The 26,746-nt window shown below is 60.7% G+C and carries 23 protein-coding genes; 4 read left to right on the plus strand and 19 right to left on the minus strand.

Features of this window, described 5'->3' with window-relative positions; all coding sequences use genetic code 11:
• Window positions 1-2: 2 nt before the first annotated feature.
• The 5 genes from SPHINGO391_RS16000 to SPHINGO391_RS16020 form a co-directional block, all read right to left on the minus strand.
• Window positions 3-866, minus strand: a complete 864-nt coding sequence (locus SPHINGO391_RS16000; protein WP_152009763.1) for a branched-chain amino acid ABC transporter permease — start codon at window positions 864-866, stop codon at window positions 3-5.
• Window positions 863-1,573, minus strand: a complete 711-nt coding sequence (locus SPHINGO391_RS16005) for an ABC transporter ATP-binding protein (protein WP_152009764.1) — start codon at window positions 1,571-1,573, stop codon at window positions 863-865. Before SPHINGO391_RS16005 ends, SPHINGO391_RS16000 begins: the two co-directional genes overlap by 4 nt.
• A complete protein-coding gene (locus SPHINGO391_RS16010; RefSeq protein ID WP_152009765.1) occupies window positions 1,570-2,289 on the minus strand; it encodes an ABC transporter ATP-binding protein in 720 nt (239 codons plus the stop codon). The genes SPHINGO391_RS16005 and SPHINGO391_RS16010 overlap by 4 nt, the downstream gene beginning before the upstream one ends.
• An 85-nt stretch (window positions 2,290-2,374) precedes the next feature.
• Entirely contained in the window at window positions 2,375-3,649 is a 1,275-nt protein-coding gene (locus SPHINGO391_RS16015; protein WP_152009766.1) for an ABC transporter substrate-binding protein, read from the minus strand.
• A gap of 34 nt (window positions 3,650-3,683) precedes the next feature.
• The gene (locus tag SPHINGO391_RS16020; protein WP_152009767.1) at window positions 3,684-4,757 is read right to left on the minus strand and encodes a maleylacetate reductase; all 1,074 of its coding nucleotides are present in this window, start codon (window positions 4,755-4,757) and stop codon (window positions 3,684-3,686) included.
• A gap of 111 nt (window positions 4,758-4,868) precedes the next feature.
• Between SPHINGO391_RS16020 and SPHINGO391_RS16025 the strand changes: the two genes are divergently transcribed.
• Window positions 4,869-5,819, plus strand: coding sequence for a LysR family transcriptional regulator (locus SPHINGO391_RS16025; protein WP_152009768.1), 951 nt, complete (start codon window positions 4,869-4,871; stop codon window positions 5,817-5,819).
• 67 nt (window positions 5,820-5,886) lie between these two features.
• Here the strand turns inward: SPHINGO391_RS16025 and SPHINGO391_RS16030 are convergent, their stop codons facing one another.
• The 14 genes from SPHINGO391_RS16030 to SPHINGO391_RS16095 all read right to left on the minus strand — a co-directional run bounded on the left by SPHINGO391_RS16030 (window position 5,887) and on the right by SPHINGO391_RS16095 (window position 20,872).
• Window positions 5,887-6,918, minus strand: coding sequence for an ABC transporter ATP-binding protein (locus SPHINGO391_RS16030; protein WP_152009769.1), 1,032 nt, complete (start codon window positions 6,916-6,918; stop codon window positions 5,887-5,889).
• Window positions 6,915-7,904, minus strand: coding sequence for an ABC transporter ATP-binding protein (locus SPHINGO391_RS16035; protein ID WP_152009770.1), 990 nt, complete (start codon window positions 7,902-7,904; stop codon window positions 6,915-6,917). Before SPHINGO391_RS16035 ends, SPHINGO391_RS16030 begins: the two co-directional genes overlap by 4 nt.
• Before the next feature lie 8 nt (window positions 7,905-7,912).
• Complete coding sequence (locus SPHINGO391_RS16040) at window positions 7,913-8,827, minus strand: ABC transporter permease (protein ID WP_152009771.1); 915 nt, start codon at window positions 8,825-8,827, stop codon at window positions 7,913-7,915.
• A 9-nt stretch (window positions 8,828-8,836) separates the two neighbouring features.
• Window positions 8,837-9,820, minus strand: a complete 984-nt coding sequence (locus SPHINGO391_RS16045; RefSeq protein WP_152009772.1) for an ABC transporter permease — start codon at window positions 9,818-9,820, stop codon at window positions 8,837-8,839.
• A gap of 70 nt (window positions 9,821-9,890) precedes the next feature.
• Window positions 9,891-11,483, minus strand: coding sequence for an ABC transporter substrate-binding protein (locus SPHINGO391_RS16050; protein WP_152009773.1), 1,593 nt, complete (start codon window positions 11,481-11,483; stop codon window positions 9,891-9,893).
• A 436-nt stretch (window positions 11,484-11,919) separates the two neighbouring features.
• The gene (locus SPHINGO391_RS16055) at window positions 11,920-12,942 is read right to left on the minus strand and encodes a ChaN family lipoprotein (RefSeq protein ID WP_193217319.1); all 1,023 of its coding nucleotides are present in this window, start codon (window positions 12,940-12,942) and stop codon (window positions 11,920-11,922) included.
• Window positions 12,943-13,014: 72 nt separating this feature from the next.
• On the minus strand, window positions 13,015-14,244 hold the full coding sequence (locus tag SPHINGO391_RS16060) for an FAD-binding domain-containing protein (protein ID WP_244615218.1): 1,230 nt from the start codon (window positions 14,242-14,244) through the stop codon (window positions 13,015-13,017).
• A gap of 364 nt (window positions 14,245-14,608) precedes the next feature.
• Window positions 14,609-15,115: an OsmC family protein gene (locus SPHINGO391_RS16065; RefSeq protein ID WP_152009775.1), complete on the minus strand. Its 507-nt coding sequence runs from the start codon at window positions 15,113-15,115 to the stop codon at window positions 14,609-14,611.
• The gene (locus tag SPHINGO391_RS16070) at window positions 15,112-16,149 is read right to left on the minus strand and encodes an SMP-30/gluconolactonase/LRE family protein (RefSeq protein WP_152009776.1); all 1,038 of its coding nucleotides are present in this window, start codon (window positions 16,147-16,149) and stop codon (window positions 15,112-15,114) included. The genes SPHINGO391_RS16065 and SPHINGO391_RS16070 overlap by 4 nt, the downstream gene beginning before the upstream one ends.
• A gap of 3 nt (window positions 16,150-16,152) precedes the next feature.
• Window positions 16,153-17,091: a 3-keto-5-aminohexanoate cleavage protein gene (locus SPHINGO391_RS16075; RefSeq protein ID WP_152009777.1), complete on the minus strand. Its 939-nt coding sequence runs from the start codon at window positions 17,089-17,091 to the stop codon at window positions 16,153-16,155.
• Window positions 17,092-17,115: 24 nt separating this feature from the next.
• Window positions 17,116-17,907: a cyclase family protein gene (locus SPHINGO391_RS16080; RefSeq protein WP_152009778.1), complete on the minus strand. Its 792-nt coding sequence runs from the start codon at window positions 17,905-17,907 to the stop codon at window positions 17,116-17,118.
• An 11-nt stretch (window positions 17,908-17,918) separates the two neighbouring features.
• Complete coding sequence (locus tag SPHINGO391_RS16085) at window positions 17,919-19,223, minus strand: TRAP transporter large permease (RefSeq protein ID WP_152009779.1); 1,305 nt, start codon at window positions 19,221-19,223, stop codon at window positions 17,919-17,921.
• Window positions 19,220-19,789, minus strand: coding sequence for a TRAP transporter small permease (locus tag SPHINGO391_RS16090; protein WP_152009780.1), 570 nt, complete (start codon window positions 19,787-19,789; stop codon window positions 19,220-19,222). Before SPHINGO391_RS16090 ends, SPHINGO391_RS16085 begins: the two co-directional genes overlap by 4 nt.
• A gap of 6 nt (window positions 19,790-19,795) precedes the next feature.
• Window positions 19,796-20,872 carry a C4-dicarboxylate TRAP transporter substrate-binding protein gene (locus tag SPHINGO391_RS16095; protein ID WP_244615220.1) on the minus strand — a complete coding sequence of 359 codons (1,077 nt, stop codon included), beginning with the start codon at window positions 20,870-20,872 and terminating at the stop codon, window positions 19,796-19,798.
• A gap of 314 nt (window positions 20,873-21,186) precedes the next feature.
• Between SPHINGO391_RS16095 and SPHINGO391_RS16100 the strand changes: the two genes are divergently transcribed.
• The 3 genes from SPHINGO391_RS16100 (at window position 21,187) to SPHINGO391_RS16110 (ending at window position 26,662) form a co-directional block, all read left to right on the plus strand.
• On the plus strand, window positions 21,187-23,616 hold the full coding sequence (locus SPHINGO391_RS16100) for a glycoside hydrolase family 2 protein (RefSeq protein WP_193217320.1): 2,430 nt from the start codon (window positions 21,187-21,189) through the stop codon (window positions 23,614-23,616).
• 272 nt (window positions 23,617-23,888) lie between these two features.
• A complete protein-coding gene (locus tag SPHINGO391_RS16105; protein WP_152009782.1) occupies window positions 23,889-25,184 on the plus strand; it encodes a 4-aminobutyrate--2-oxoglutarate transaminase in 1,296 nt (431 codons plus the stop codon).
• Window positions 25,184-26,662, plus strand: a complete 1,479-nt coding sequence (locus tag SPHINGO391_RS16110) for an NAD-dependent succinate-semialdehyde dehydrogenase (protein ID WP_152009783.1) — start codon at window positions 25,184-25,186, stop codon at window positions 26,660-26,662. The genes SPHINGO391_RS16105 and SPHINGO391_RS16110 overlap by 1 nt, the downstream gene beginning before the upstream one ends.
• Window positions 26,663-26,746 lie beyond the last annotated feature (84 nt).

Consider the following 26,746-nt stretch of genomic DNA (forward strand, 5'->3'; position numbering starts at 1 on the left):
GATCAATCCACCGCTCTTGGGAACAGGCCGCGGGGACGCAAAAGCAGCACGATCAGGAAGGCCATGTGTCCGGCGAGGATCTGCCATTCGGGATTGATCGCCGCGCCAACGGTCTGCGCGACACCGATGATCACGCCGCCCGCAAGCGTGCCCCAGAGCGAGCCAAGCCCTCCGATGATGACGGCCTCGAAGGCGTAGATCAGGCGCGCCGGGCCGATGCTCGGATCGAAGTTCGAGCGCATGCCGAGATAGAGTGCCGCGATGGTGACGATGATCATGGCGATACCGGTGGCCTTGGCGAAAATGCCGGCCGGCTTGATGCCCATCAGGCTGGCCGTCGTCGGGTCATCGGAGGTGGCGCGGAAGGCGCGCCCGAGCGATGTGCGGTAGAACAGCTGGTTGAGCCCGATGATCACGATGAGCGCCGAGCCGAAGGTCATGAGCGGCATGACGCCGAGGTTCAGGCCGGCAACTTCGATCGAAGCTGTGGAAAGCGAGCCCGCCTGAATCCGCTGACTGTCGGCGGAAAAGCCTTCCAGAAGCGCATTCTGCAACACCACCGAGAGACCGAAGGTGACCAGCAGCGGCGGCAGAATGTCGTCGCCCAGCACACGGTTGAGCATGAATTTCTGCAAGCCGAAGCCGAGAGCGAACATGAAGGGCATGGCAACCGCCGCGGCAACGAAGGGTGACAGACCGGTCAGCGTTACTAGCAGCAGGATCAGATAGGCGCCGAGCACGATCAGGTCGCCATGGGCGAGATTGACCAGCCGCATGATGCCGAAGACAAGCGACAGACCGGCAGCAAACAGCGCGTAAAGCCCGCCAAGCAGGATGCCCTGGATGATGGTATCGACCCAGATCATGCGGCGGCTCCGAAATAGGCATTGTGGATCGCCTCCCGGCTCAATGCATCGGGGCTGCCCGACAGCGTGATCCGGCCTTCCATCATGCAGTAGACCCGGTCGGCCACCGCCATCGCCTGGCCGATGTCCTGCTCGACCACGATCATCGACGCTCCGGATGCGCGGATCTTCGGAACCGCCTTGTAGATGTCCTTGATGATCACCGGCGCGAGCCCGAGGGAAATCTCGTCGCAGAGCAGCACGCGCGGGTTGCTCATCAGCGCGCGGCCAATAGCGACCATCTGCTGCTGCCCGCCTGAAAGCGCCGTGCCGGGGTTGCTGCGGCGTTCCCTGAGCACGGGGAACAGGTCGTAGACGGTGTCCAGTGACCAGTAGCCGCCGGTGTTGCGGCCATAGGCCCCAATCTGAAGGTTTTCTTCGACACTGAGCGACGGAAACAGCTTGCGGCCCTCCGGCACCATGGCGATGCCCATGGCCATGACCTCGTCGGCGGGCCGGTCGCCAATGGCGCGCCCGTCGAAACGGATGCTGTCGGGCCCATTCCTCAAAACTCCGGAGAGCGAGCGCATCAGGGTCGTCTTGCCTGCGCCATTGGCGCCGATGATCGCCACGGTCTCGCCTTCGCCGAGCGTCAGGTCGACGCCGAACAGGGCCTGGAAATCCCCGTAGCGGGCTGTCAGGTCCCTGGTTTCAAGAAGTGCGGTCATATCTCGATCCCCAGGTAGATTTCCCGGACCTCCCTGGAGTCCATGATCGCGGCGGGATCGCCAATGCCGATGACCTTGCCAAAATCGAGAACCAGCAGCCGCTCGACCACCGAATTGAGGGCGTGCAGCACATGCTCGATCCAGATGATGGTGACGCCCTCCGCGTGGATTGCCTTGATGGTCTCGATCAGCGACTGGCACTCGGCGTCGGTGAGCCCGCCTGCGATTTCGTCCAGAAGCAGCAGCTTGGGATCGGTCGCCATGGCGCGGGCCAGTTCCAGCCGTTTGCGTTCAAGCAGCGAGAGACCACCCGCTGGCGCGTTGGCCTTCGAAATCAGCTCGGTTCGCTCCAGGATGACGGCGCATGTATGAGCGACCTCCGCTTCGCTCCTGTCGCGTCCGAATGTGCCCGCCACCAGCAGGTTCTCGTAGACCGTGAGCTTCGAAAAGGGTTGCGGGATCTGAAACGACCGGCCAACGCCCGACACGCAACGCTGCCTTGCAGGTGTCCGGGTGACATCGCGGCCAAGGAACTTAATCGTTCCGCTGTCGGCACTTATGTTGCCGGTGATCAGATTGAACAGCGTCGACTTGCCCGCACCATTGGGCCCGATGATGCCCAGCGCCATGCCTTCCGGCACCTCGAAGCTGACATCGTCCGTCACCTTCAGGGCGCCAAAGCTTTTCGACACGTTTTTGAGGGCAAGAATGGTCATTGCAACCCGCTGTTGGAGGCCGGATCAGTTTAATGGATTGTGGCGGGCACCCGGACGGCTGGTGAACCGGGTGCCTGTCGCCGGATCAGCCGATCGGCTGCATGGTGCCACCCGTCGGGATCGACGGCTGGTCGGAATTGTCGACGATAACGAGGTCGTAGCCGCCGCCGTCTTTCAAGCGCCACTGACCGCCTACCAGCGGCGTCTTGCAGATGTTCCTGGCTGCGAAAGGCGGCAGGCCCTTACCGTCAAAGGCGATCGGCCCGACGATGGTCTGAAGGTTCGAGGCAGCGATTGCCTCGGCCACCGCGTCGCCATCGCCGGCATCGCTGACCCGGCCCATAACGTCGGTCGCCAGTTCGAACAGGGCGTGCACAAAGCCGATCGGCTGGGTCCACTGCTTGCCGGTCGCCTGCGTGTAGGCAGCCGCCACTTCACCGGCGCTGAGCCCGTTGAGCGAAGACTTGAAGGGATGGCTCGGCGACCACCAGACTTCCGAGGAGAGATTGTTGCCCGCATCCCCCAGCGCCTCGACGGCCTGCGGGAACAGGATCGCCTTGCCGATGGAAGCAGCCTTGGGATTGAAACCCTGCTGCTTGGCCTGGTTCCAGAAGGTGGTGAAATCAGGCGGGATCGGAACGCCGGTGACGATCTCGACATTGCCCTGCTTGAAGGCATTGATCTGGGCGGAGAAATCGTCGGTCAGGTTCTGGTAGCGGCCCGGATCGACCAGACCGTAGCCGAGCTTGTCGAGCACCGGCGGGAAGCCGACATTCGGATCGCCCCAGGCATTGCCGTCTCCGTCGTTGGGGAACAGGCCGCCGACCTGCTTGTTGGTTTCGAGCTGGCCCCACATGGCGGTGAAAACCGAGATCACGTCTTCCAGACCCCAGAAGAAGTGATAGGCATAATCGAACGGCTGCCAGCTGTCCGGCGCGCCGGGATTGCCCTGCTGGCCGATAAACCAGGGCTGCCAGGGCGCTACAGTCGAGATCACCGGAATGCCTTCGGCTTCGGCGGTGGTGGCGACCGGGTTGGTGGTCTCAGGTGTCGAGGCCACGAGGATCATGTCGACTTCATCATCGACGATCAGTTCCTTGGCCACTTCCGCAGCCCTGTTCGGGTTGGACTGGCTGTCCTTGACAATGATCTCGAAATTCCTGGCTGCTTCGGTCGCGCCGAAATTTGACAGGATGAAGCTGTCAGCTTCGGCGAAGGCCGCAAGCGGTCCCGATTGCGGGCTCACATAGCCGAGCTTGATCTTCGCGCCCTGTGCGATGGCCGGTGCGGCAAGGCCACCTGCGGCGATGGTCAGGCCGGTGGCAGCGGATGTCTTCAAAAGTTTGCGGCGGGTAATCATGGCTTCCTCCCAGTGATTGATGAAACAAGTCCGTCTATGCGGCCGGCGGGTCTCCTGCCCAGGCCGCCAGCAACAGTTCGTCGATTGCCGGCCGGGTGACCGGTTGCGGATTCCAGTAGGGTTTTCGCGTGGCAAGCTCGGCGGCCTTGGCCACATCATCGCGCTTGAGCCCGAGGTCCCGAAGAGCCAACGGTGCGCCCATGGACCTGGCAAAATCGAACAACGCCCGACCGGGATTTGATCCTCCGAATATCCCGGTGACCGGCGCCAGCAGATCCGGAACCGCGATCGAATTGTATGCGAGCGCGTGCGGCAGCACCACGGCATGGGTTTCGGCGTGCGGCAGATCGAAGGAGCCGCCCAGCGTGTGGCAGAGCTTGTGATGCAGGGCCATGCCGACCTGACCCAGCACGGTGCCGCAGAGCCAGGCGCCATAAAGGGTTTCGCCGCGGGCATCGAGATCCTCCGGATTCTCGATCACCCTTGGCATAGCCGCGGCAAAGGCCCTCAGCCCCTCGATGGCCAGCATTGTCGACATCGGATTGCGGTTTTCAGCGTAAAGCGCCTCGACGGCATGGGCCATTGCGTTGAGCGCGCTGGTCACCGTCATGTCGACAGGCAGCGTGCGCACCAGTTCCGCATCGTAGAGAATGACTTCCGGCTGGATCTTCGGGTCGGTCACGGTGGTTTTTTCACCGTTTTCGGTCTGGCCCAGAATCCACGTCGCCTCACTGCCGGCATAGGTGGTCGGGATGACGATCTGGGGAAGATCGGTGCGGTAGGCGATGGCCTTGCCCAGCCCCGTGGTGGAGCCGCCGCCGAGTGCAACCAGGCAATCGGCATCGACAGAGCGTGCATGCTCCATCGCCTCCTCGGTGACTGCGACCGGCGTGTGCATGGCTGCCCGGGTGAAGACGCCTGCAGCCATCCCCTTCAGGTCGGCCGCCATCTCCATGGCGCCGTCAGCCTGAGGCGGGGTCGACAGGATCAGCGCACGACGACAGCCCAGATGGGTGATCTCGTCGGCAAGCTGATGACGCACGCCCGGGCCGAACCTGACACGGACCGCGGCACTCCTTGCGTCAAAGCTGGTCAGAAAATGCGACATCAATCCTCCCAAGCCCCCTAGCGTCTCCTCAACTCTCGGGGCTCAAGTCTTTCTATCACGCGGCAATGGGTATCTTGATCCAATTGCTGAGAGATTATATAACCTTGGGTTATGAAAATAGATGCGCGCCACCTGGAGATCATCGCCGCCATTGTCGACAATGGCGGTCTGACCGAAGGGGCCGAGGCGCTGGGCAAATCCCAGCCCAGCGTTTCGCGCACAGTCGCAATGCTCGAGGCCCGCGTCGGCGCGCGGTTGTTCGAGAAAAACCGGCGGCCGCTTCAACCTACCGATCTTTGCCAGGCGCTGGCGGTGGAGGGGCGCAAGGTGCTTGCCGCCAACCAGACCGCCTCCGCGCTGGTCAGGCGCTACATCGATGGAAAATCCGGCGTGGTCCGGGTCGGCGGGACGCCGTTCTTCATGGATGGCGTCATTTCAGGCATGATCGCCGAATTCCAGCGCGCCTATCCCGAAATCCGCATCGAACAATCCTATGCCTATGCCGCCGATCTTTCGAGGCAGCTCGACAGCAACGCGCTCGATGTCGCCATCTGCCCGATGGACCCGGCCGCGCTTCCGGAAAAGCTCGAGTTCTCCGCCCTGCTTGATGGCCGGAACGTGATCGCGTGTTCCCCGACCCATCCACTGGCTGGCAAACCCTCGTTGCGGCTCTCCGAGATCGCCCCCTATCCGTGGATTGCGCCACCGGTCGAAAGCCCATTGTACCAGGATCTGCGCAGCATTCTGGCGGGGATCGGCATGACCGATTTCAAAGTGAGTTTTTCAGGTGGCACGCTTGCGTCGATCCTCAACATTCTCGCGCGTTCGGACGCGCTCACCGTTCTTCCCTATTCCGTCGTGTTCATGCTGCGCCGGCAGCAGGCGCTCGCGGCGCTGCCGATCCGGATCAATCATCCGGAACGAAGCCTGGGACAGATGTGGAGCCCGGCGCAGAGCGATCGCCCATCGGTGAGACGCTTTCGCCGTTTCATCGACGCCGAGTTCTCGAACCTGCGCACAACGATCATGAAGCACGAACAGAACAGCCTGTGGCGGCGTTAGTCTGAATGGTCAACGCCGCCTGTCGGGTCGAAGCCCTCCAGACTTCGTGCCGGGTGTGCCCCAACCGTCAGGCCATTTCGGCCGATGGAATTCGCCCCTCTTCAACGCCGTGACAGGCGGCAACACCGGTTCTTGTCTGCGTCCACAGCGGAACTTCACGTTTGCAACGGTCATTGGCAAAGGGGCAGCGGGGATGAAATGTACAGCCCGAGGGCGGGTTGATCGGATTGGGGATCTCGCCTTCCACTTCCTTGCGCTGGCGGCCGGTCATCTCAAGATCGGGAACAGCATCCAGCAGCATGCGCGTATAGGGATGTTGCGGTGCCTTGAAGAGTTCCTTGCTGTCGGCAATTTCCACAAGCGCGCCCAGGTACAAGACACCAATCCGGTTGGCCATGTGGCGAACCACGGACAGATCATGACTGATGAACAGATAGGTCAGGCCCAACTGGTCCTGCAGGTCCCGCATCAGATTGAGGATCTGCGCCTGCACCGACACATCCAGAGCGGAGGTCGGCTCGTCGCAAACAATGAATTCCGGACTGGAGGAGAGCGCCCTGGCAATCGCGATGCGCTGGCGCTGCCCGCCGGAAAACTCATGCGGGAATTTTGACCCGTCGGCGGCAGACAACCCGACCAGACCCAGCAGATCATCGACACGGGCTTCGATTTTTGCGCTGTCCTTTTCAACTCCCAGCACGATCATCGGCTCGGCGATGATGTCAGCAACCTTCCAGCGCGGGTTGAGGCTGGCATAAGGGCTCTGGAAGATCATCTGGAAGCGCTTGCGCAACTCCATCATCCGCTCGGAGCTGTTCATGATCATCGGCTGGCCATCGAACAGGATGTTGCCTTCGCTGGGATCGAGCAAGCCTACGAGCATTTTGGCGACGGTTGATTTGCCGGAACCAGACTCGCCAACCAGCGCAAGGGTCTCGCCCTTGCGGATCTCGAAGGAGACATTGTCGACCGCACGCAGGAATTGCTTGGGCTCTCGCTCAACCACACGGTTCAGCCAGGGCTTTGACACATCAAAAATGCGCGTCAGGTTTGAAACCTGAAGGAGCGGGGTCTCGGCGGGCGTGGAGGTCTTGCTCATGTCGCGACCTCATTGGTCGTGGCTTCCTCATAGAGCCAGCAGGCCACCTGACGGTTTTCCACCGGGATCAGTGCGGGACGCTGCACCCTGCACTTGTCGAAGACTTTGTCACAGCGGGGGTTGAAAGGGCAGCCGGGCGGAATATCGGAAAGGCGCGGCATTGATCCGGGTATCTGCACAAGGCGGTCTTCTTCCTGGGCGAGCGTGGGGATGGAGCCCATCAGACCGCTTGTGTAGGGATGCTTGGCATTCTGGATGATCTCACGCACGGGTCCGATTTCCGCGATCCGGCCGGAATACATCACGGCTACCCGGTCGGCGGTTTCGGCAATCACGCCCATGTCGTGGGTGATGAGAATGACCGAGGCGCCGTGCTGGGTGCACTGTTCTTTGAGAACGTCGATGATCTGCGCCTGAACGGACACATCGAGCGCGGTGGTCGGTTCATCGGCAATGACGAGTTCTGGTTCCGCCGCAAGCGCCAGCGCAATCACCACGCGCTGGCGCATGCCGCCGGAAAACTGGTGCGGATAATCGTCGATCCGGCGGCTGGCGGCTGGTATCCCGACATCGTCCAGCAGGCCGATGGCACGTTGCCGGGCCTCGCGCTCGGACAGGCGCAAATGGGTTCGTATGGTCTCGATCAACTGATCGGCAATCGTGTAGAGCGGATTGAGCGAGGTGAGCGGATCCTGGAACACCATGCCGATGCGCCGGCCGCGAATGGCGCGCATGTCCTCGGCGCGAAGATTGTCGATGCGCTCGCCCTTCAGGTAGATTTCGCCGGAGGCAATATGGCCCGGCGGGTCCAGCAGTCCGATGATGGCCGAACCGGTCAGCGACTTGCCTGCGCCTGATTCACCGACCACGCCCAGAACCTCGCCGGCTGCCAGGTCGAAGCTGACGCCATCGACGGCGGTCAGCGGGCCGTGGCGGGTGGGGAACTCGATGACGAGATCACGAACGGAGAGAAGTGGGGTGGTCATGTCTCCGCCTATTTCAGTTTGGGATTGAGCGCATCGCGCAACCAATCGCCCAGAAGGTTGACCGAAAGCGCCAGCGCCAGCAGCGTCACGGCCGGGTAGAGCAGGATCCAGTACTCGCCGGAGAACAGGAAGCCCTGGCCAATTCGGATCAGCGTGCCCAGCGAGGGCTGGGTCGGCGGCGCGCCGACACCAAGAAAGGACAGCGTCGCTTCCGCGATGATCGCCAATGCCAGCGAAATGGTTGCGATCACCAGAACGGGTCCCAGCGTGTTGGGCAGGATGTGCTTGAGCATGATCGCCATCGGCTTGCGGCCGATGAGCTTTGCCGCCTGCACATATTCCTTGTTGCGTTCGACCAGTGTTGCACCGCGCACGACCCGGGCAAACTGCACCCAGTCGGAAAGGCCAATGGCCAGAATGAGAACCCAGATCGCCACCTCGTTGCGGTAGGAAGGCGGCGTTATGCCCTTGGCGATCCCGAAAATCAGCAGCGCAACAAGGATCGCGGGAAAGGTCAACTGGATATCGGCAATGCGCATGATGATCGTGTCGGTGCGCCCACCCGTGTAGCCGGCAATCAGACCTAGCACAGACCCGAGCACCATGGCGAACATGACCGCAGAAAAGCCGACGAACAGAGAAATGCGCAGACCGTAGAGGATGGTCGAGAAGACGTCCCTGCCCTGATCATCGGTGCCGAGCATGAAGGTTTCGCCGGTGAACTGGTTGGGTACACCCGGCTGTGAAAAACCGTTCATCAGATTCAGCGACCCGGGGTCAAACGGGTTCTGCGGCGCGATCCAGGGCGCGAACAGCGCCGACAACACGAGCAGCGCGGTGACGATGAACGCGATGACGGCGACCGGCGACTTTCTGAACCGGTAAAAGAGATCTGAAGCCAGGAAATTGGAGACCGCTTCCATCAATGCCCCCTAATGCCCACGCGTTGACGCGTCGGCAGAAAGCCGCGGGTCAATGACAAAGTAAAGCAGGTCGACGATCAGGTTGATCAGGACGAACATGACGGAGATCAGCATCAGGTAGGCTGCCATGACAGGAATATCGACAAACTGGATGGCGTTGATGAACAAAAGCCCCACCCCCGGCCACTGGAACACAGTTTCGGTGATGATCGCAAAAGCAATAATGGAGCCGATCTGAAGGCCCGTGACGGTTATCACCGGTACCAGCGTGTTCTTCAGCGCATGACCGAAATTGATGGCGCGCGTGGAAAGTCCCCTGGCCCGAGCGAACTTGATGTAATCGGTGCGCAGCACTTCCAGCATTTCGGAGCGCACCAGACGCATGATCAATGTCATCTGGTAGAGGCCGAGCGTGATGGCGGGCAGAATGATCGCCTTCAGGCCGCTTTCGGTCAGGAAGCCCGTACTCCACCAGCCAATCTTGACTGTCTCACCCCGTCCGAAACTGGGCAGCCAACCCAGCTCCACGGCAAAGATGTAAATCAATAGAATGCCGATCAGGAAGGTGGGCAGGGAGACACCGATCAGCGATGTGGTCATGATGAAATTCGCCATGAAACCATCGCGGCGAATGGCCGTGAACACGCCCAGGCCCACGCCGAAAAGCACGGCAAAGAGGGCTGAAACGCCCGCCAGCTCCAATGTCGCCGGTGCACGCTCTGCAATGATCTCGGAAACCGGTCGCCCCTGCCGGTAACTCACGCCGAGATTGCCCTGCAGCGCATTGCCGAGAAACTTGACGTATTGCACGGCAAACGGGTCGTTCAGACCGAGCTGGTCACGCACACGTTCGATATCCGCCTGGGTGCGCTCCTGGCCAAGCAGGTTTTCCACCGGATCGCCGACAAAACGGAACATGGAAAACGCCACCAACCCGACCATCAGCAGCACGAAGATCGATTGGAGCACGCGGCGGATTACGTAAGCGAGCATGAATCAGCTTTCGAAAACAAGGAATAGAACGGGGGCCTTGGCCCCCGTCCAGCAAACGCTCATGCGCGCATCAATTGAACTTCATGAACTTGAAGTGCGGCTGGTCTTCCGGCTGAACCGGGAAGTCGATGTTGGACTTCATGCCCCAATTGAGAACCTGGTTGTGGATCGGCAGATAGATCTGCTCGTCCTGAACAACCTGCCAGATCTTGGCGATGGTCTCATTGCGCTTTTCAAGGTCGACCTCCGAACCCAGCGACTGGATCATGGCATCAACGTCCGGATTGGAAAAGCGCGAGCCGTTCCAGGAACCGCGGTCATCCGTGGTCGAGTGGACCAGGAAGTTGAATACATATTCGGAATCGAAGGTCGGAACACCCCAGCCGAGCAGGTAGAAGTCGGTCTTCTTGCCCGAAATAAGCGGGAAGTGGTTGGCTTTGGTCTGGGCAACCAGATTGGCGGTAATGCCGATCTTGCCCATCATGCCAACGGCCGCCTGGCAGATCGCCTCGTCGTTGATGTAACGGTCGTTCGGGCAATGCATGGTGACTTCGAAACCGTCGCCATATCCTGCTTCCATCATCAGCGCCTTGGCAGCTTCGATGTCAGCCTTCGGATAGGCATCGAGTTCGGATGTCCAGCCATTGACGAACGGAGGCATAATCACGCCGGTCGGGGCGGACTGGCCGCGCATCACCACCTGCTTGATGGCATCACGGTCGATCGCCATGTTCATGGCCTTGCGGACGCGAACATCGGCAAACGGGTTCTTGCCCTCGACATTGTCATTTTCCAGGTCCGCATCGCCTGAATTGATGCCGAAGAAGATGGTGCGGTTCTGCGGCGCATTGCCGACTTTCAGACCATCGGCACCGGCGACCCGGTCAAGATCCTGCACCGGGACATCCTGAATAAGATCGACTTCGCCCGAAAGCAGTGCGGCCACACGGGTCGCTGCGTTCTGGATCGGCGTGTAGATGATTTCGGTCACCTCAAGCGGGAACTGACCCTTGCCCCAGTAATCCGGGTTGGCCTTGAGCACCGTCTTGGTGTCCGGCTCGCGGCTTTCGAGCATGAAGGCACCGGTGCCGTTTGCGTTGCGCACAGCATAGGTTTCCTCGCCATCGTCGAATTCAGCCGGCTTGGTCACATCGTTGGCTTCTGCCCAGCCCTTGTCCATGATGAACAGGTTGGTCAGATTGTTTGGCAGGATCGGGTTCGGGCCTTCCGTTTCCATCTCGACGGTGTAGTCATCGACGGCGCGCACTTCCTTGATGGTAACCAGAAGCTCTTTCATGTCAGAGCTTTCCATCTTGGCGCGGTTGAACGAGAACACCACATCTTCAGCGGTGAAATCTTCGCCGCCGTGGAACTTCACACCTTCACGCAGCTTGAAAACCCAGACATTGGCGTTGCCTTCCTTCACCATCCACTCGGTCGCCAGCGCGGGGATCGGCTTGGCTTCCATGTCCGGCGAGATCAGCGGCTCGTAAATCTGCTGTGAAAGCGCGTGGGTCGGGCCTTCATTCTGTGAATGCGGGTCAAGCGTCAGGCTGTCGCCCGCACGTGCCCAACGAAGTGTTTCCGCAGAGGCGAAGACACTGGTTCCCGCCACCATTGCGGTGGTCAGAAGCAAGCCAAGAATTTTTGACCTTTTTGACATTAATTTCTCCCAGTTTTGATTGTTCTTGTCGTTTTAGATCTGACAAATTTCACCCGACCGAGGACAGACCGCATTGGCCTCCCCAGCCTGATCGCGAAGTTTTGAAGGACTGTGACTATAATCGAACATATGCACATGTCCACACCGGCAAACAATGCCCCTGAAGCCCGCCACCGGCGCGATCCACAGGCACATGAAACCGGCTCCAATCTAGGTTTGAGATTTGGCATTTCAATGCTTTGACACCGCCTTGGACAAAACGGCTCGGTGCGGCGCCATGGCGCGGTCCATGAACTGCGGCCTCAAACAGACTGGCCGCGTGGCAACCATCCCGGAATTCGGTCTCGTCGAGCCGCCAGGGATTGATCGGGTTGCAGCAATGTCTGCCGTGCCCGGCCGTGACGTGAGCTAAGGGCGGCACACCGCTGGCCAACCATCACTCTGTCTTGAAGCGTTCCCGAAGCGCTGCGCACGGGTCTCCCCTGTCGACATGGGTCGTATACCAGGTGTAATCGGCGGCTTGATCGTTGACGGGCGTTTCCCGAGCCGACCGCGCATCAGGCAAGGTCTCGCTCATTGTGATCACGAGAACCCCTTCGGCGCCAGCCTGCTTAAGGTACCACGGGACCCCACGGTTTCTTTCAACATGGCCGTTTCCGGCGATCAGGATCGCCGGGCCCTTGCTTGCCGCTTTCAACATGGCCTCTGCCATGTAGGCGTCACGAAACCTCTGGACAGCCTCCATGGCCGGAAGTGCCTGCGTCGGAAGGAGGTCGCAGTGGGCCTCGGCAATCTCCTGCCGCAAGGCCTCGCTCTGCACCTCCGGCAGCGGCTGATCCAGCTTGAGCGCTGACAAACGGTCTGCGGTCATGCTCGCAAACCCCTCCTCGGCGATCCTGCGGGTTTGCGACCTCGCAGGAAGACCCGGCAGAATCCCCGCCTGCCTGTCAATCGCAGCAGCCGCAACCGGGAGATACAACTCCCAATCCGGCCAGCCGCTGTTGGCCCAATCCAGCGTCTCACCGAGCTTGACCGGGTCGGGGTCGGATTGCGCCAGAAAAGCCTCCAGCGTTTCAGCCTTGCTGGCGTCTATCTGCTCCATCACCACGGACAGGTTTCCCGACAAGGACGCATTGCGGATGATCCAAGCCTGCAGGTGATGGTGTGCGGCATTGTCATGGTTCTCGCCAAGAAGGATGAACCGCGCCTCGCTCACCGCTTGCAAGAGACTGGACGGGCTTACAAAGGCCTGATCCCGAGATGACCATATCGCGCCGATCAGCTGGTCCGGCGCATGGTCCCCAGTCGTCCAGGTTTGCCACTCGGCACCAGCTTCCGCGTCGGATGCGGGGGCGTGGGATGTCAGCCCGGCCAGCAACATCGCGCTGACGAAGGGGGCAACAAGGCGCAGCCGCCATCGGGAGAACCTGCTGGCACGGTTGTTGGCAAGTCTGGGCATGGAGGCGTCCTCACCTGTTCGATTTCCGGTTCTTCTCATATCGGTACCCGGTTGGCTGATCCCACCGTACCATCAACCCGGCATTCCAAGTTCATTCAGGATGCGTGGAATCTGTTTCTTCACCTTGAAAAAGCCAGCAGTCGCGTGCGGCCAGATCCGCACATCCCACTCCCGTTGCCACTCACACAGGGAAATGCCCGCGACATCGAGATGGGTCTGGGCCTGCTTCATCCAGTAACGCAGCGGGCCGACGGGAATGTAGCCCGTCACGATCTGCGAGACATTTGCCTTTGCGGCCCAATCGAGGAGGATCGCGGGATCCCGCGCGATCAATTCCCGAGCCGGACGTTCCAGCCGTTCAACGGTATCAGCCAACGCCGCAACCTCGAATTCACGTACGATGGGGCTGACCGGCAAGCCCGAGCGCAAATGACCGGCTTCAAGCGTTGCAACCGTCTTGATGTCGAATTCCGAAAAAGGCAAAGCCTCGATACCGCAATCCTCCTCCGTGATCAGAAGTGCCGTGGGAAGAGTACGGTCTGGCAGAACCGGCGTCCTGACCGAAGTAACAGGCGGCAGACCATCCGGCTCTTCACCGGTCAGAGCGTCGGCAACCGGCGAGAGCACGCCCTCCGGCAGAACAAACCGCCGATCCGTGAATCTCGCGATGTTCCAGGCTTCGGCCCGATAGGTCTTGCCTCGGGTGTGCAACCCGGCGACCCAGCGCCAGCTCAACGTGTTGGACGCTGGGTCTCCGTCAATCAGGTTGCGGAGGAAAAAGTCTGCGCCCAGACGCCACGGCAACCGGAGAGTGAATATCCAGATCGACGCAAACCACATTCGCGCGTGATTGTGCAGATATCCGGTTTCCACGAGCTCCCCGACCCAGAAATCGAAGCACTCGATCCCCGTGTTGCCTGCCAGCGCGCGATCGAGGTTTTCCCTCAAGGCGGCATCCGCCCCGAGACGACTCACATCGTCTTGCAAGCCGTCACAATACAGATCCCAGATGACCGGCCGGCGCTCGAGCCAACCCTTGAAGTAGCTGCGCCAGAACACTTCCTGAACGAATTTCTCCGCACCTTCGAGGCCGTGACTTTCGACAACGGCCGTCACCACCTCCTCTTCGGTGACCAGCCGCCGGCGCAGGTAGGGCGAAAGTTGCGAGACCGAATTGTGCTGGCCTGGTCCCCGATCATGGTTTCGGTCTGATGAATAATGCCGTCCGGCATTTGGCGTGAACGCGGCCAGACGCATCAAGCCCGCCTGCCGTGAAGCCATGAAGTCTGAATCTGCAAACAACTGCCCGCAACTCCTGCAGTAATTCTTGGACCGCCAAGTAGGGCAGACAGATGGCGGGGCGAGTCGACCGCCACATTTTGACGCGGACCGGCTGTTCGAGACTGGTCCCATGAAACGCTGCCATCCGATCGTTCGGGGGCCGCGGATGCAAGGCTGCCTGGTGTCGAGAAAATCCCCGATGCGCTGCCAGCTTTCTCCTTCCTTGCCGATGCCAGGTTCAGTGAGACCGCCAATTTCGCTTCAGAACTGAGGATGCGGGATTTCTTCAGCAAGAAATTGCCGCACTGACCGTCAGTCGCAACGGGCCTGCCCGCCCATTGGTGAAGCAGGTGCCATCAATCCACGGTCGGTATCGTTCTGCGCTTCACACGTCCAGCCAACCATCGCCGGTCTTCAGACGGTGGCGGATGGTGTTGCGGACTCCCAGCGTCTGCTCGATGAAACAGCCCTTCTTTGCCGTCTCGATCAGTTCCACCACACGCTCCTGCGGATCATCGGAATCGATCATCACATCGATCTCGAAGGCGTTCGGGGCCGTCTCGTAGACCCGGCCCCTGGCTTCCCAGTCCCAGACGATGCGAGTCTCGACCTGCAGGTCATTCAAGGTGACGCCAAGGCGTTTGGCGAAGGCCCTGATCTGGGTCATGATGCAGCCGGTAAGTCCGCCGGTGAACAGCGCCAGCGGCGGCGGCGCGCTGGCATCGCCGCCATGAAACGAGCCTTCGTCAGTGGCAAGCTCAAACGGCCCCTCCTCGAAGGGCAGCTTCATGTGGACCGACAATTCGTTGCGCATCTTGCCAGTTGCCTGTCCGAGGCAATCGAAACGGACTTGTGCTCTTGGCGGCATGCCCTTGTTGGGATCATCACTCATCTTGATCTGCCTTCGTTCCAGTGAGCCATAGGCAAACCCGCTACCGGCGAGCGAAACCAGGGGATATCGGTGCCGCGCAGACTGCCGATATAGACGTTTCTGAGATCTGGTCCGCCGAAGGTGATGCTCGCCATCCAGGGCGCGATTGTGCCGCCGCAGGCTATCATGTGCTCGGGTCGGGCCTGGCCCTGGGCAAAGGCCGCCAGCAATTCCCTGCCGGCCCGGGAGCCGTGGTCGTCATCGAGCAGGATACGCAGGTCGCCTTGCGGCGTGAGCGCGAACACCCGGTCAATCATCACATGCGTTCCCCACAGGTTGCCGTAGGAATCGAAGGCAATGCCGTCGATGAAGGCACCGTGGCTTGCCGGACCGAAGGTTTCGCGGTGCGTGAGCGAACCATCGGGCTGCACCCTGAGCCGGGTGATCTTCATGCCGGTGGTCTCCACCACATAGAGCCACTCTTCCTTTGCATCGAGACGGATTTCATTGGTGAAGGCAAAGCCGTCGGCGACGATGCGCAGGCCCTTCTCGTCCGCAAGGGCAACGAAACCGTCATGTCGCAGCGAGCCGGCGGCCTCCATCCAGTTCGGTATCGTCGTGGAGACGGTCAGCCAGATACGGTCCTTGGTGTCACGCAGCACGAAATTGACCTTGCCGATGGGCTTGCCTGCGAGCGTGTCGTGCAGAACCCGGGTCTCGCCGGTCTCACGTGTCATGATCTCCAGTCTGTCGGTCCCGAAATTGGAGATCAGGATGTCGCCATTGCGTGCGAATGCCAGACCATTTGGCAGCGTGCCCTTTGTAAAACGGCTGACCTCGCCATCTGCACTGGCAAAATCGCTGCGCTCCTCCTGAACGATCAGCTTCTGGGTTCCGTCCGGGCGGATGTGCATCACGCCGCCGCGGGCGTCGGCGGCCCAGAGCGATCCGTCTGGTTCGGCAAGAATGCATTCCGGCCTTTGCAGATCGTGACCGGTCCGGCGAATGGATGCCGGGTCGACCTCGAAGCCATCGAGCGGGTTCGGCGTAGCCATGGCCTAGAACTTCACCATGTCGCCGCCCTTCAACTGGAGCACCTGTCGGGCTTCAGTGGGGCTGGCGATTTCCATGCCGAGTTCCTCAAGAATATGGCGTATCTTGCGGACCTGCTCGGCATTTGACTGGGCCAGTTCGCCGCGGCCGATATAGAGCGAGTCCTCGAGGCCAACGCGGACATTGCCGCCCATCATCGCGGCCTGGGTGATAAACGGCATCTGGAAGCGTCCGGCAGCCAGCACCGACCAGACATAGTCATTTCCGAACAGCCGGTCCGCGGTCTGTTTCATGAACATGACATTTTCCACATCCGCGCCGATGCCGCCCAGAATGCCGAAGATCGACTGAACCAGGAAAGGTGGCTTTACCAGTCCTGCATCGACGAAATAGGCTAGGTTGTAGAGATGGCCTATGTCGTAGCATTCATGCTCGAAACGGGTCCCGCAGCCTTCGCCCAGATGCTTGAGGATGTAGGCGATGTCCCGAAAGGTGTTGCGGAAAATGAAGTCGTCGCTGGCTTCGAGGAAGGGTTTCTCCCAATCGTGCTTCCACTCCTTGTACTTGCCGGCAAGCGGGTGAAGGGCGAAATTCATGGAGCCCATGTTGAGCGAGGTCATCTCCGGTTCGGCCTTAAGCGGACCTGCCAGTCGTTCCTCCACCGTCATACCGAGGCCGCCGCCGGTGGTGATGTTGATTACCGCATCGCAGGACTGCTTGATGCGCGGAAGAAACTGCATGAATACGTCCGGATCCGGCGTGGGCCTGCCGGTCTCGGGATCTCGAGCGTGCAGGTGAATGATGGAAGCGCCCGCTTCGGCAGCCTCGATGGATTGCTGGGCTATCTCATCAGGCGTTATCGGCAGGGCGTCCGACATCGTTGGCGTGTGCACGCCACCTGTGACAGCGCAGGTGATGATCACCTTGTCGTTCTTGCGGGCCATGGCTGATCTCCTTCAAATGCAGCATCAATCGTTGAAAATGGCGACGGCGCGGGTAAAGCCCGCCGAGGCACCCTTGATCTTCCAGGGAAAGCAGGAGATCTCGAACCCGGTGGCAGGAAGCGCGTCCAGATTGGACAGTTTCTCCATGTGGCAGTAGCCGATCTCCATGGAGGCGCGATGGCCTTCCCAGATGATGGAGGGATCTCTGGTTTCCATCCAGCGTTTGGCGGTCAGGGCGAATGGCGCATCCCACGACCAGGCATCCGTGCCGGTTACACGCACACCGCGCTCGAGCAGGTAGAGGGTGGCATCCATACCAATGCCGCAGCCCTTCATGATGTAGTCGTCATGACCATAGCGCTCGCCGGCGGAGGTGTTGACAACGACGATGTCAAACGGCTGGATCTCGTGACCGATGCGTTTGAGCTCGGCCTCGATATCGCCGGGAGTGCAGACGTAGCCATCTTCCATGTGGCGGAAGTCAAGCTTGACCCCGGGATTGAAGCACCATTCCAGCGGGACCTCGTCGATGGTGATCGCACGCTCGCCACCCTCGGTAAACCGGCGGTTCATCGTCGAGTGATGATGATAGGGCGCGTCGAGATGGGTACCGTTGTGGGTGGCGATTTCCAGGCGCTCGATGGCCCAGCCTTCGCCGCCGGGCAACTGGTTGCGCTCCAGCCCCGGGAAGAACGAGGCGACCTGATCGGCGGTCTGTCCGTGGGACAGATACTCGATTTTTGGCAGCATGATTGGCGGGTCGGACACGATGTCGGCTTCCAGCGCCACCGATATGTCGACAAATCTTCTCGGCATGACTTGGTTCCTCAGATCAATGCGGTTGCGAGTTGGGGGAAGATGAAAACCAGCGCGAGGGCAATCAGCATCATGGCAGCAAAAGGCGCCGCTCCCAGAAAGATGTCACCGAGTTTGACATCGGGGTCCTCGATCACCGACTTGATGACATAGACCGAAATGCCGAACGGCGGCGTAAGCAGGCCAATCTCCACGGCGATGATCGTGACGATGCCAAACCAGATGAGATCCACGTCGTAGGGGGCCAGCACCGGCAGCATCAGCGGCACCAGGATGAGCAGGATCGACGAGGAATCGAGGATCATTCCCATGACGATGATAACCGCGAGATACGCCAGCAGAATCATGGTGATCGACAGGTCAGCATCAACGACGTAGTTGCCGAAGCCCGCGGGCACACCCGAAAATGCGAGCATGCGCGAATACATCTGCGCGGCGATGATGAGAAAGCAGACCGATGCCGTCACAAGGCCGGTTTCGACCAGAACCCGCCACAGCGATGCCCAGTCGAGCGTTCGCTTTGCCAGCCCCAGCACCAGAGCACCGATCGCACCGATGGCGCCGGCTTCCACCGGCGTGAACAGGCCGCCATAGATGCCCCCGAGCACCAGCAGGATGAGCAGAGCGATCGGCAAGGCCTTGAAAAGGATCTCCGACAGACCGAGCGCCGGGATGTCCGCAGTGTGCGGTTCGCCGGTAAAGCCCGGCATGAAACGGGCCATGGCAATGGCGCAAAGGGCAAACAGGACAGCAAGTATCAGTCCGGGGATGACACCGGCAATGAACAGATCCCCGATCGATTGCTCGGTGAGTACGCCATACAGAATGAGCAGGAGCGACGGCGGGATGAGCATACCCAGAACCGAAGAGCCGGCCACGAGACCCAGCGCGAAACGCGGGGTGTAACCGTGGCGGACCATTTCGGGAACGGCGATCTTGGTGAAAATCGCGGCCGAGGCAATCGAAATGCCGGTGATCGCGGCGAAGATGGCATTGGCTCCAACGGTACCGACGGCCAGTCCGCCCTTCAGTCTCCTGAAAGCTGAGTTGGCCACGTCATAGGCATCGCGGCCGATACCGGATTCTGCCACGAGAAATCCCATCAGGACGAACAGCGGCACAACGCCGAAATAGTAGGACGAGATGGTGTTGTAGGCGGCAAGCCCCAACATCTTGGAGGCGAGCAGCGAGGAGCCCTTGATGGCCCAGACCCCGACAAACGAGCAGGCCATCAACGCAATCGGCACGTAAAGCCCACCGATGACCAGAACGACCATGGCGGCCAGTGACACAAGGCCGATATCGAAAGACGTCATCGGACATCCGTTCCTGCGGCAAGTGGCTGCGCGAACGGTACGAAGCGGCGGGCGATGCGTGCAACAAATTGCAGCGTGAGAAGCACGGTTCCGACGACGATGATCAGCTTTACCGGCCAGACCGGGGCGGTGAAGTCCCCGACGGCGCCGACGAAATTGTCTTTCTGCCAATCGGAAACGAAAAGCGGCCACGACGCGTAGATCAGGGCTGAGAGTATGGCGACGGCAACCAGATCGTAAATCGTCTCGAGGGTTACGCCCGCCCTTGGCCAACGTATCAGGACCAGGTTGATCACCGAATCCGACCGCGTGAACCGGCCCGACCGCAATGCCTGCGGCACCTGCAGAAACACGATCGCGACGATGGAAAGCGAAACCAGTTCAGGAACACCCGAGACCGGCGCGTTGAACGCCTGGCGGCCAAACACATCGGCCCCGATCAGCACCATCAGCGCGACAATCAGCAAGGTGCCTGTCACATTGAAAAGCATGGTGATGCGGTCAAGCAGCGAAAAGGCAATGCCCCAGCCGGGGGCCGGGACATTGCCAGGCGAGTAACTCGCCATGGAGCGCTACTCCTTGTCCCAATCGCGCAGCGGCGTGGCGCCAGCCTTGCGCATTTCCTCCATGTAAAGGGAAAGGACTTCGGTGCCCTTGATACCCTTGCTGTCGAGATCAGCAGCCCAGGTCTTGGCGGCATTGTCCATGCCCATGGCCCAGGCCTTGCGCATATCCTCGGACGCTTCCTTTACTGTCGCGCCATTGGCGGCCATGATCTCCAGCGCCTTTGCCGCAAAGCTGGTGAGGTCGTTGTTGTACCAGTCCTTGGCGGCATCCGCTCCCGTGTGGAGAGCAGCCCGAACCTCTTCGGGAAGGCTCTCATACCAGTCCTTGTTGGCGCCGAGAACACCGGCGAACTGGGCTCCCAGGCCCATTCGGGTAACATTGGGCGCAACCTCGTAGAGCTTGCCGGGCACGGCCGCGGACGCAAAGACGATGACGCCGTCATACACGCCGGTCTTCAATTCGTTGTAGTAAGTGGTCAGGTTGCCCGAAACACCCACCGCGCCGGTTCCCGACAGCCAGTTCAATGCCGCGCCGGGTGCGGCGATCTTGCGGCCCTTGAGATCATCGAGCGAATTGACCGGGAAATTCGTCATCAGCAGATAATCATCGATGCCGATCGGCGCACCGAGATAGACGATGTTGTTGTCCGTGTAGGCCTGCTGCAGGCGGGGATCCTCCTTGTGCAGACGGTCCATCATGTTGGAGATCTGATTGACGTCGGAGGACACGAAGGGGGTGTAGTAGGTCACGTTCTGCACGGCCAGTTTCGCCGGATCGAACAGGGCCTGCACCGTACCCATTTCGGCCAGGCCTTCTCCGACCGCCTCAAGCTCCTCGCCCACCTTGGCTATGGCTCCGCCGGCCTGGAGATCGAAGGTCACCGAATGGCCGCTTCCTTCCAGTTCCTTCTGGACCGTGGGGACGAAGACTTCGGGAATCATCTTGACCCAGCGGAAAACCGGCGGATGTCCCGCAACCACGGTTGCGCTGAAGTCATCGGCACGCAAGGTATTCGGGCCAGCGAGCACTGTGCCAGCTGCGGCAAGCAGTGTCAGCGCCATGGTTTTGAGACCGGCTTTCATGTTTTCTCCTCCCAGTTTGAAACGCGGTTCCTCCCGTCCCCGCGCAGTCAGCAATGCAACAACTCCCATCCACGCTGTCAAGAAGAATGAGCTGACGAGGCAATAGTGCCCGCCCGCCTTTGCACCCAAGAGTAAACTCGGCCTCCCGCGGCAAGCGTGAAGGTTGCGACACCGAAGCCAGACCCGCCAGCAAGAACAAATGCCTTGATTTCCAACCACGGGTCGACCTGCCCCGCTCATGCGGGGCTTGCCGATTGCAGCCCGACGTGACATCGACGCAGTCCATGCTCGATGATCAGGGAGGCTATCGCGCAATGTCACATGCACCGGAAGCCAACAAGGACATGCGTGATCTGTCGGAAGGGTGGCGTGTCTCCGATGGCGCCCACAGCGTGGCGTTGCCGGTTCCCGGAGATGTGCATTCAGCACTTCTCGCGGCCGGCATCATCTCTGATCCCTACTGGCGTGACACGGAAACATCGCTCGACTGGATCCATGAAAGCGACTGGACGGCGACGAAAGTCTTCGACGTTGAAGCCAAGGACGACGGACACTGGACGCTGAGTTTTGACGGCATCGACTGTGTGGCGGAGATCCGGCTCAACGATGTGTTGCTGGGCCTGACGCGGAACCGGTTCCTGCGCCACGATTTTGATGCCGGCCATGCGCTTTTGGCGGGCGAAAACCGCCTGCAGGTGGTGTTCCGGTCGAATTCCGCCGAGGCAGAGCGCCTGGCCGCCGCCTCGCCCTACCCGGTCCCCTATATCAGCTGGAACAACCGGCTGGCGCATTACAACTTCCTTCGCAAGCCGCAATGCGATGCCGGATGGGACTGGAACATCGCGCTGTCGCCGGTCGGCTTTTGCGGCCCCATAACCTTGAAGCGCACAACGCCAGCACGGCTTGACGACGTGATGGTGCGGCAGCGGCATCAGCCGGGTGGCGATGTAAGGCTCGAAGTCGATCTGCACTACAGCGCTTTCACGCCGGGCACTGTCGAAGCCGAACTCGTTTGCGACGGCATGACAACGGCACATTCGGTTCAGGTCTGGCCTGGAGAAGGTAAGACAACGCTAACATTAACAATCAAGGATCCGGACCTTTGGTGGCCCGCCGGTCACGGACGGCAGCATCTTTATGCGCTGAAGCTGCGGTTCGGGACGGAACGGCGCAGCTTGCGGATCGGGCTGCGGCAGGTCGAACTTGTCACCGACGCCGATGAGACCGGTCATCGCTTCCTGTTCCGGGTGAACGGACGCGAGATCTTCATGCGCGGCGCCAACTGGATCCCCGCCGATGCGCTGCCGGCCCGGGCCACGCCGGAAGCCGTACGCGACATGCTGACCTCGACGGTCGAGGCCAACATGAACATGATCCGGATCTGGGGTGGTGGCCAGTACGAGCCGGACTGGTTCTACGACATGTGCTCGGAACTGGGGCTGATGGTCTGGCAGGATTTCATGTTTGCCTGCAACCTGTATCCGGCGCATGACCGTGACTGGCTCGACAGCGTCCGGCTGGAGGCATGGCAGCAGATCCGGCGGTTGTCATCGCAACCTTGCATGGCCTTGTGGTGCGGCGACAACGAGGTGATCGGCGCGCTCAACTGGTTTGAGGAAAGCAAGGCTGACCGGGATCATTATGTCGCCGTCTATGCGCGGCTCAATGCGGTGCTGGAAGAGGCGATTGCGGAAGCCGATCCGGATGTTGCCTTCTGGCCATCCTCGCCCTCGGTCGGGCGGCTGGATTTCGGCGACGGCTGGCACGACGACACCTCGGGCGACATGCACTTCTGGGATGTGTGGCACTCGTCGAAGGATTTCGAGCACTACCGCACGGTACAGCCAAGGTTCTGCTCCGAGTTCGGTTTCCAGTCGTTCCCCTCCAACCGGACCATTGCCAGCTTCACCGAGCCAGAAGACCGCAATGTCTCCTCGCGAGTGATGGATGTTCACCAGCGCAATCCCGGCGGCAACAGCCGCATCGTCGAGACGCTGGCGCGCTATTTTCGTTTTCCCGATCGGTTCGAGGACATGACATGGCTGAGCCAGGTCAGCCAGGCGCTGGCGATGAAAACCGCGATCGAATTCTGGCGTTCGGCCAAGCCGCGGACGATGGGAACACTGTACTGGCAGCTCAATGACACCTGGCCGGTGGCGAGCTGGTCGTCGCTCGAATATGGCGGCGGCTGGAAGCTCACCCATTACCTTGCACGGAAATTCTACGCGCCGGTGCTGGTGACGGCGCAGCCGGACGAAGCAACCGGTGAGATTGTGCTGTGGGCAGTCAACGACACGGCCGAGACAGTGCATCTGCATGTCACAGCCTGCAGGGTATCAATGTCCGGCCTGATCAGCGAAGCCGGAAGCTGGGCGCTCCCCTGCCCGACCGATCGCCCCGTCGAAGTTGCACGGTTTCCGGCTGACAGCATCGGTGACACCGAATTTCTCAATTTCAGCTGGCAGGATCCGGATGGCGCCCATGCCGGCGAGAACGATTACCTGCCGCGCCGGCCGAAGGACTACCGGTTCGCGGACCCGGAAATCCATGTAGAGGACGAAGGTGAGAGCATATCGCTGACCAGCAATCTGCCCGCGCTTTTTGTCACACTCGATCATGGCGGGTCGGATATATGGTCGGACAATGGCTTCACCCTGCTGCCGGGTATTCCGAAAGTGATCCATCGCAGCCGGGCGCGCGGCGGAATCCACGGTGACTGCAAGATTCGGCATCTGAAGAATTGACCGCTTTTCCAGGATCATGTCCGGCACGGTCAGCCCTCGGCGCTACCTGATTTTTGCCGTGGCCGGAACGAACTTTTGGGGGTATTTTCCCATGCGGAGAAATCGGGCAGCATGGCGCCAAGGGGTGGCTTTGCCAGACACTGTTTAATCGATATACCAGCTCAGGAATTCATCCCTAGAGGCAGGCAATCTGCCCAAACTGGCCAGTTCGGGTGCGCACCTGGCCCCTTTTGACGAGCCGCACATGCAAATAGCGAAGAAAGATTCGAAAAATGGGCAAGAACGCCGCCATTCAGGGCCGCAAGACAGACGCCATCGCGCGTGGCGTCGGCATGATGACGCAGGTCTATGCGGACCGCGCTGAAAACGCTGAAATCTGGGACGTCGAGGGCAACCGATACATCGATTTCGCCGCGGGCATTGCCGTGGTCAACACCGGCCACCGTCACCCCAAGGTAATCGAGGCAGTCAAGGCTCAACTCGACCGCTTCACCCACACCTGCCATCAGGTCGTGCCTTACGAGAATTACGTGCATCTGGCCGAACGGCTGAACGCGCTGGTGCCCGGCGATTTTGAGAAAAAGACCGTGTTCGTGACAACCGGCGCCGAAGCTGTCGAGAACGCCATCAAGATTGCCCGTGCCGCCACCGGCCGCCCGGCGGTTGTAGCTTTTTCCGGCGGTTTTCACGGTCGTACCTTCATGGGCATGGCACTGACCGGCAAGGTGTTTCCCTACAAGGCGGGCTTTGGTGCAATGCCGGGCGATGTCTTCCATGCCCCCTTCCCCGCAGCCTTGCACGGCGTCTCCGTCGAGCAGTCGCTGGCAGCACTCGAGACCCTGTTCAAGGCCGATGTCGATCCGGCACGGGTGGCGGCGATCATACTTGAACCGGTGCAGGGCGAAGGCGGCTTCTATGAGGTCCCGGCGGGGTTCTTCAAGCAGTTGCGCGAGATCTGCGACAGGCACGGCATCCTGCTGATCGCCGATGAGATCCAGACCGGTTTCGCGCGGACCGGCAAGATGTTCGCGATGGAGCATCATGGCGTGGCGCCGGACCTGACCACCATGGCCAAGGGCCTGGCCGGCGGCTTTCCGCTGGCAGCCGTCACCGGACGTGCCGATATCATGGATGCCGCAAATCCGGGCGGATTGGGCGGCACCTACGGCGGCAACCCGATCGGCATCGCCGCGGCGCACGCGGTGCTGGACGTGATCGAGGAGGAAGGGTTGTGCGACCGCGCCATGCAGCTCGGCAACCGGTTGAAGCAACGGCTGCAGGCGATCCGCGAGGATGTGCCGGAAATCGTTGACATCCGCGGCCCAGGCTTCATGAACGCCATCGAATTCAACGACGTCAAGACCGGCAAACCAAGCCCTGATTTCACCAATGCGGTCAAAGCCCGGGCGCTGGAAAAAGGGTTGATCCTTCTCACCTGTGGCGTCTATGCCAATGTCATCCGCTTTCTGTCGCCGGTCACCATTCAGGACCCGGTGTTCCAGGAAGCGCTGGACCTTCTCGAAGCGTCCATCCGTGAAGTTCATGCAGAAATTGGAGCGACCGCGTAATGAGCAGCAAACCCCTCGCAGAGATGCTGAAAGACCCGAGCCTTCTCGTCACCTCGGCCTATGTCGCCGGCTCCTGGATGAAGGCGGCCCCGAGCGGCAAGACCTTCAACGTCCTCAACCCGTCAACCGGTGAACTGATTACCGCCTTGCCGGATCTCGGTGTCGATGAGACCAAGGCCGCGATCGATGCAGCCTATGTGGCGCAGAAGGACTGGGCCGCAAAAACCGGCAAGGAGCGCGCTTCGGTGTTGCGCAAGCTCTATGACCTGATGGTCGCCAATGCCGACGACCTGGGCGCGATCCTGACAGCGGAAATGGGCAAGCCGCTGCCCGAGGCCAAGGGCGAAATCCTTTATGGCGCAAGCTTCATCGAGTGGTTCGCGGAAGAAGCCAAGCGGGTCTATGGCGACGTCATTCCGGGCCACCAGCCCGACAAGCGCATCGTCGTGCTCAAACAGCCGGTCGGCGTGGTGGCCTCGATCACACCGTGGAACTTTCCCAACGCGATGATCGCCCGCAAGCTCGGACCGGCGCTGGCCGTCGGCTGCGCCTTCGTCGCCAAGCCTGCCGCAGAAACCCCGCTGTCGGCGCTGGCGATGGCCAAGCTTGCCGAAGACGCCGGTCTGCCCAAGGGCCTGCTCAGCGTCATCACCTCAAAATCGAGTGCTGCGATCGGCCAGGAATTCTGCTCCAACGACAAGGTCCGCAAGATCACGTTTACCGGCTCGACCGAAGTCGGCCGGATCCTGATGCGCCAGTCCGCAGACCAGATCAAGAAGACCTCGATGGAGCTTGGCGGCAATGCGCCGTTCATAGTCTTTGACGACGCCGATCTCGATGCCGCGGTCGAAGGCGCGATGATCTCGAAATACCGCAACAACGGCCAGACCTGCGTCTGCGCCAACCGGATCTACGTGCAGGCGGGCGTCTATGACGCGTTTGCCGAAAAACTCGCCGCTGCCGTTGGCAAGATGAAGATCGGCGACGGTTTCGGTGACGGCGTGACCACCGGCCCATTGATCAGCGAAGACGCGGTGACAAAGGTTGTTGAGCACATCGAGGATGCCAAGTCGAAGGGCGCCAAGGTTCTGACCGGCGGCAATCGCCACGCGCTCGGCGGTACCTTCTTCGAGCCGACGATCCTGACCGGGGTCACACGCGACATGCAGGTGGCCGGCGACGAGACTTTCGGCCCGGTGGCTCCGCTGTTCAAGTTCGACACGGTGGAAGACGTCATCGAGCAGGCCAACGACACGATCTTCGGCCTGGCGTCGTATTTCTACGCCAACGACCTGACCAAGGTCTGGCGCGTGGCGGAGGCGCTGGAATACGGCATGGTCGGCGTCAACACCGGCCTGATCTCCACGGAAGTGGCGCCGTTCGGTGGCGTGAAGCAGTCGGGCCAGGGCCGCGAAGGCTCGAAGTACGGCATCGATGACTATCTGGAGATCAAGTATCTCTGCCTCGGCGGCATCTGAGGACTGCCCACCAAACCGGTTCCGGGGTTCGACCTACATCGCGCTCCGGAACCGTATGGTGAAAGCCGGCATTGCAGAAGTGGC

This window comes from Hoeflea sp. EC-HK425 (assembly GCF_902498795.1).
In the GTDB taxonomy this organism is placed as follows: Bacteria; Pseudomonadota; Alphaproteobacteria; order Rhizobiales; family Rhizobiaceae; genus Hoeflea; species Hoeflea alexandrii.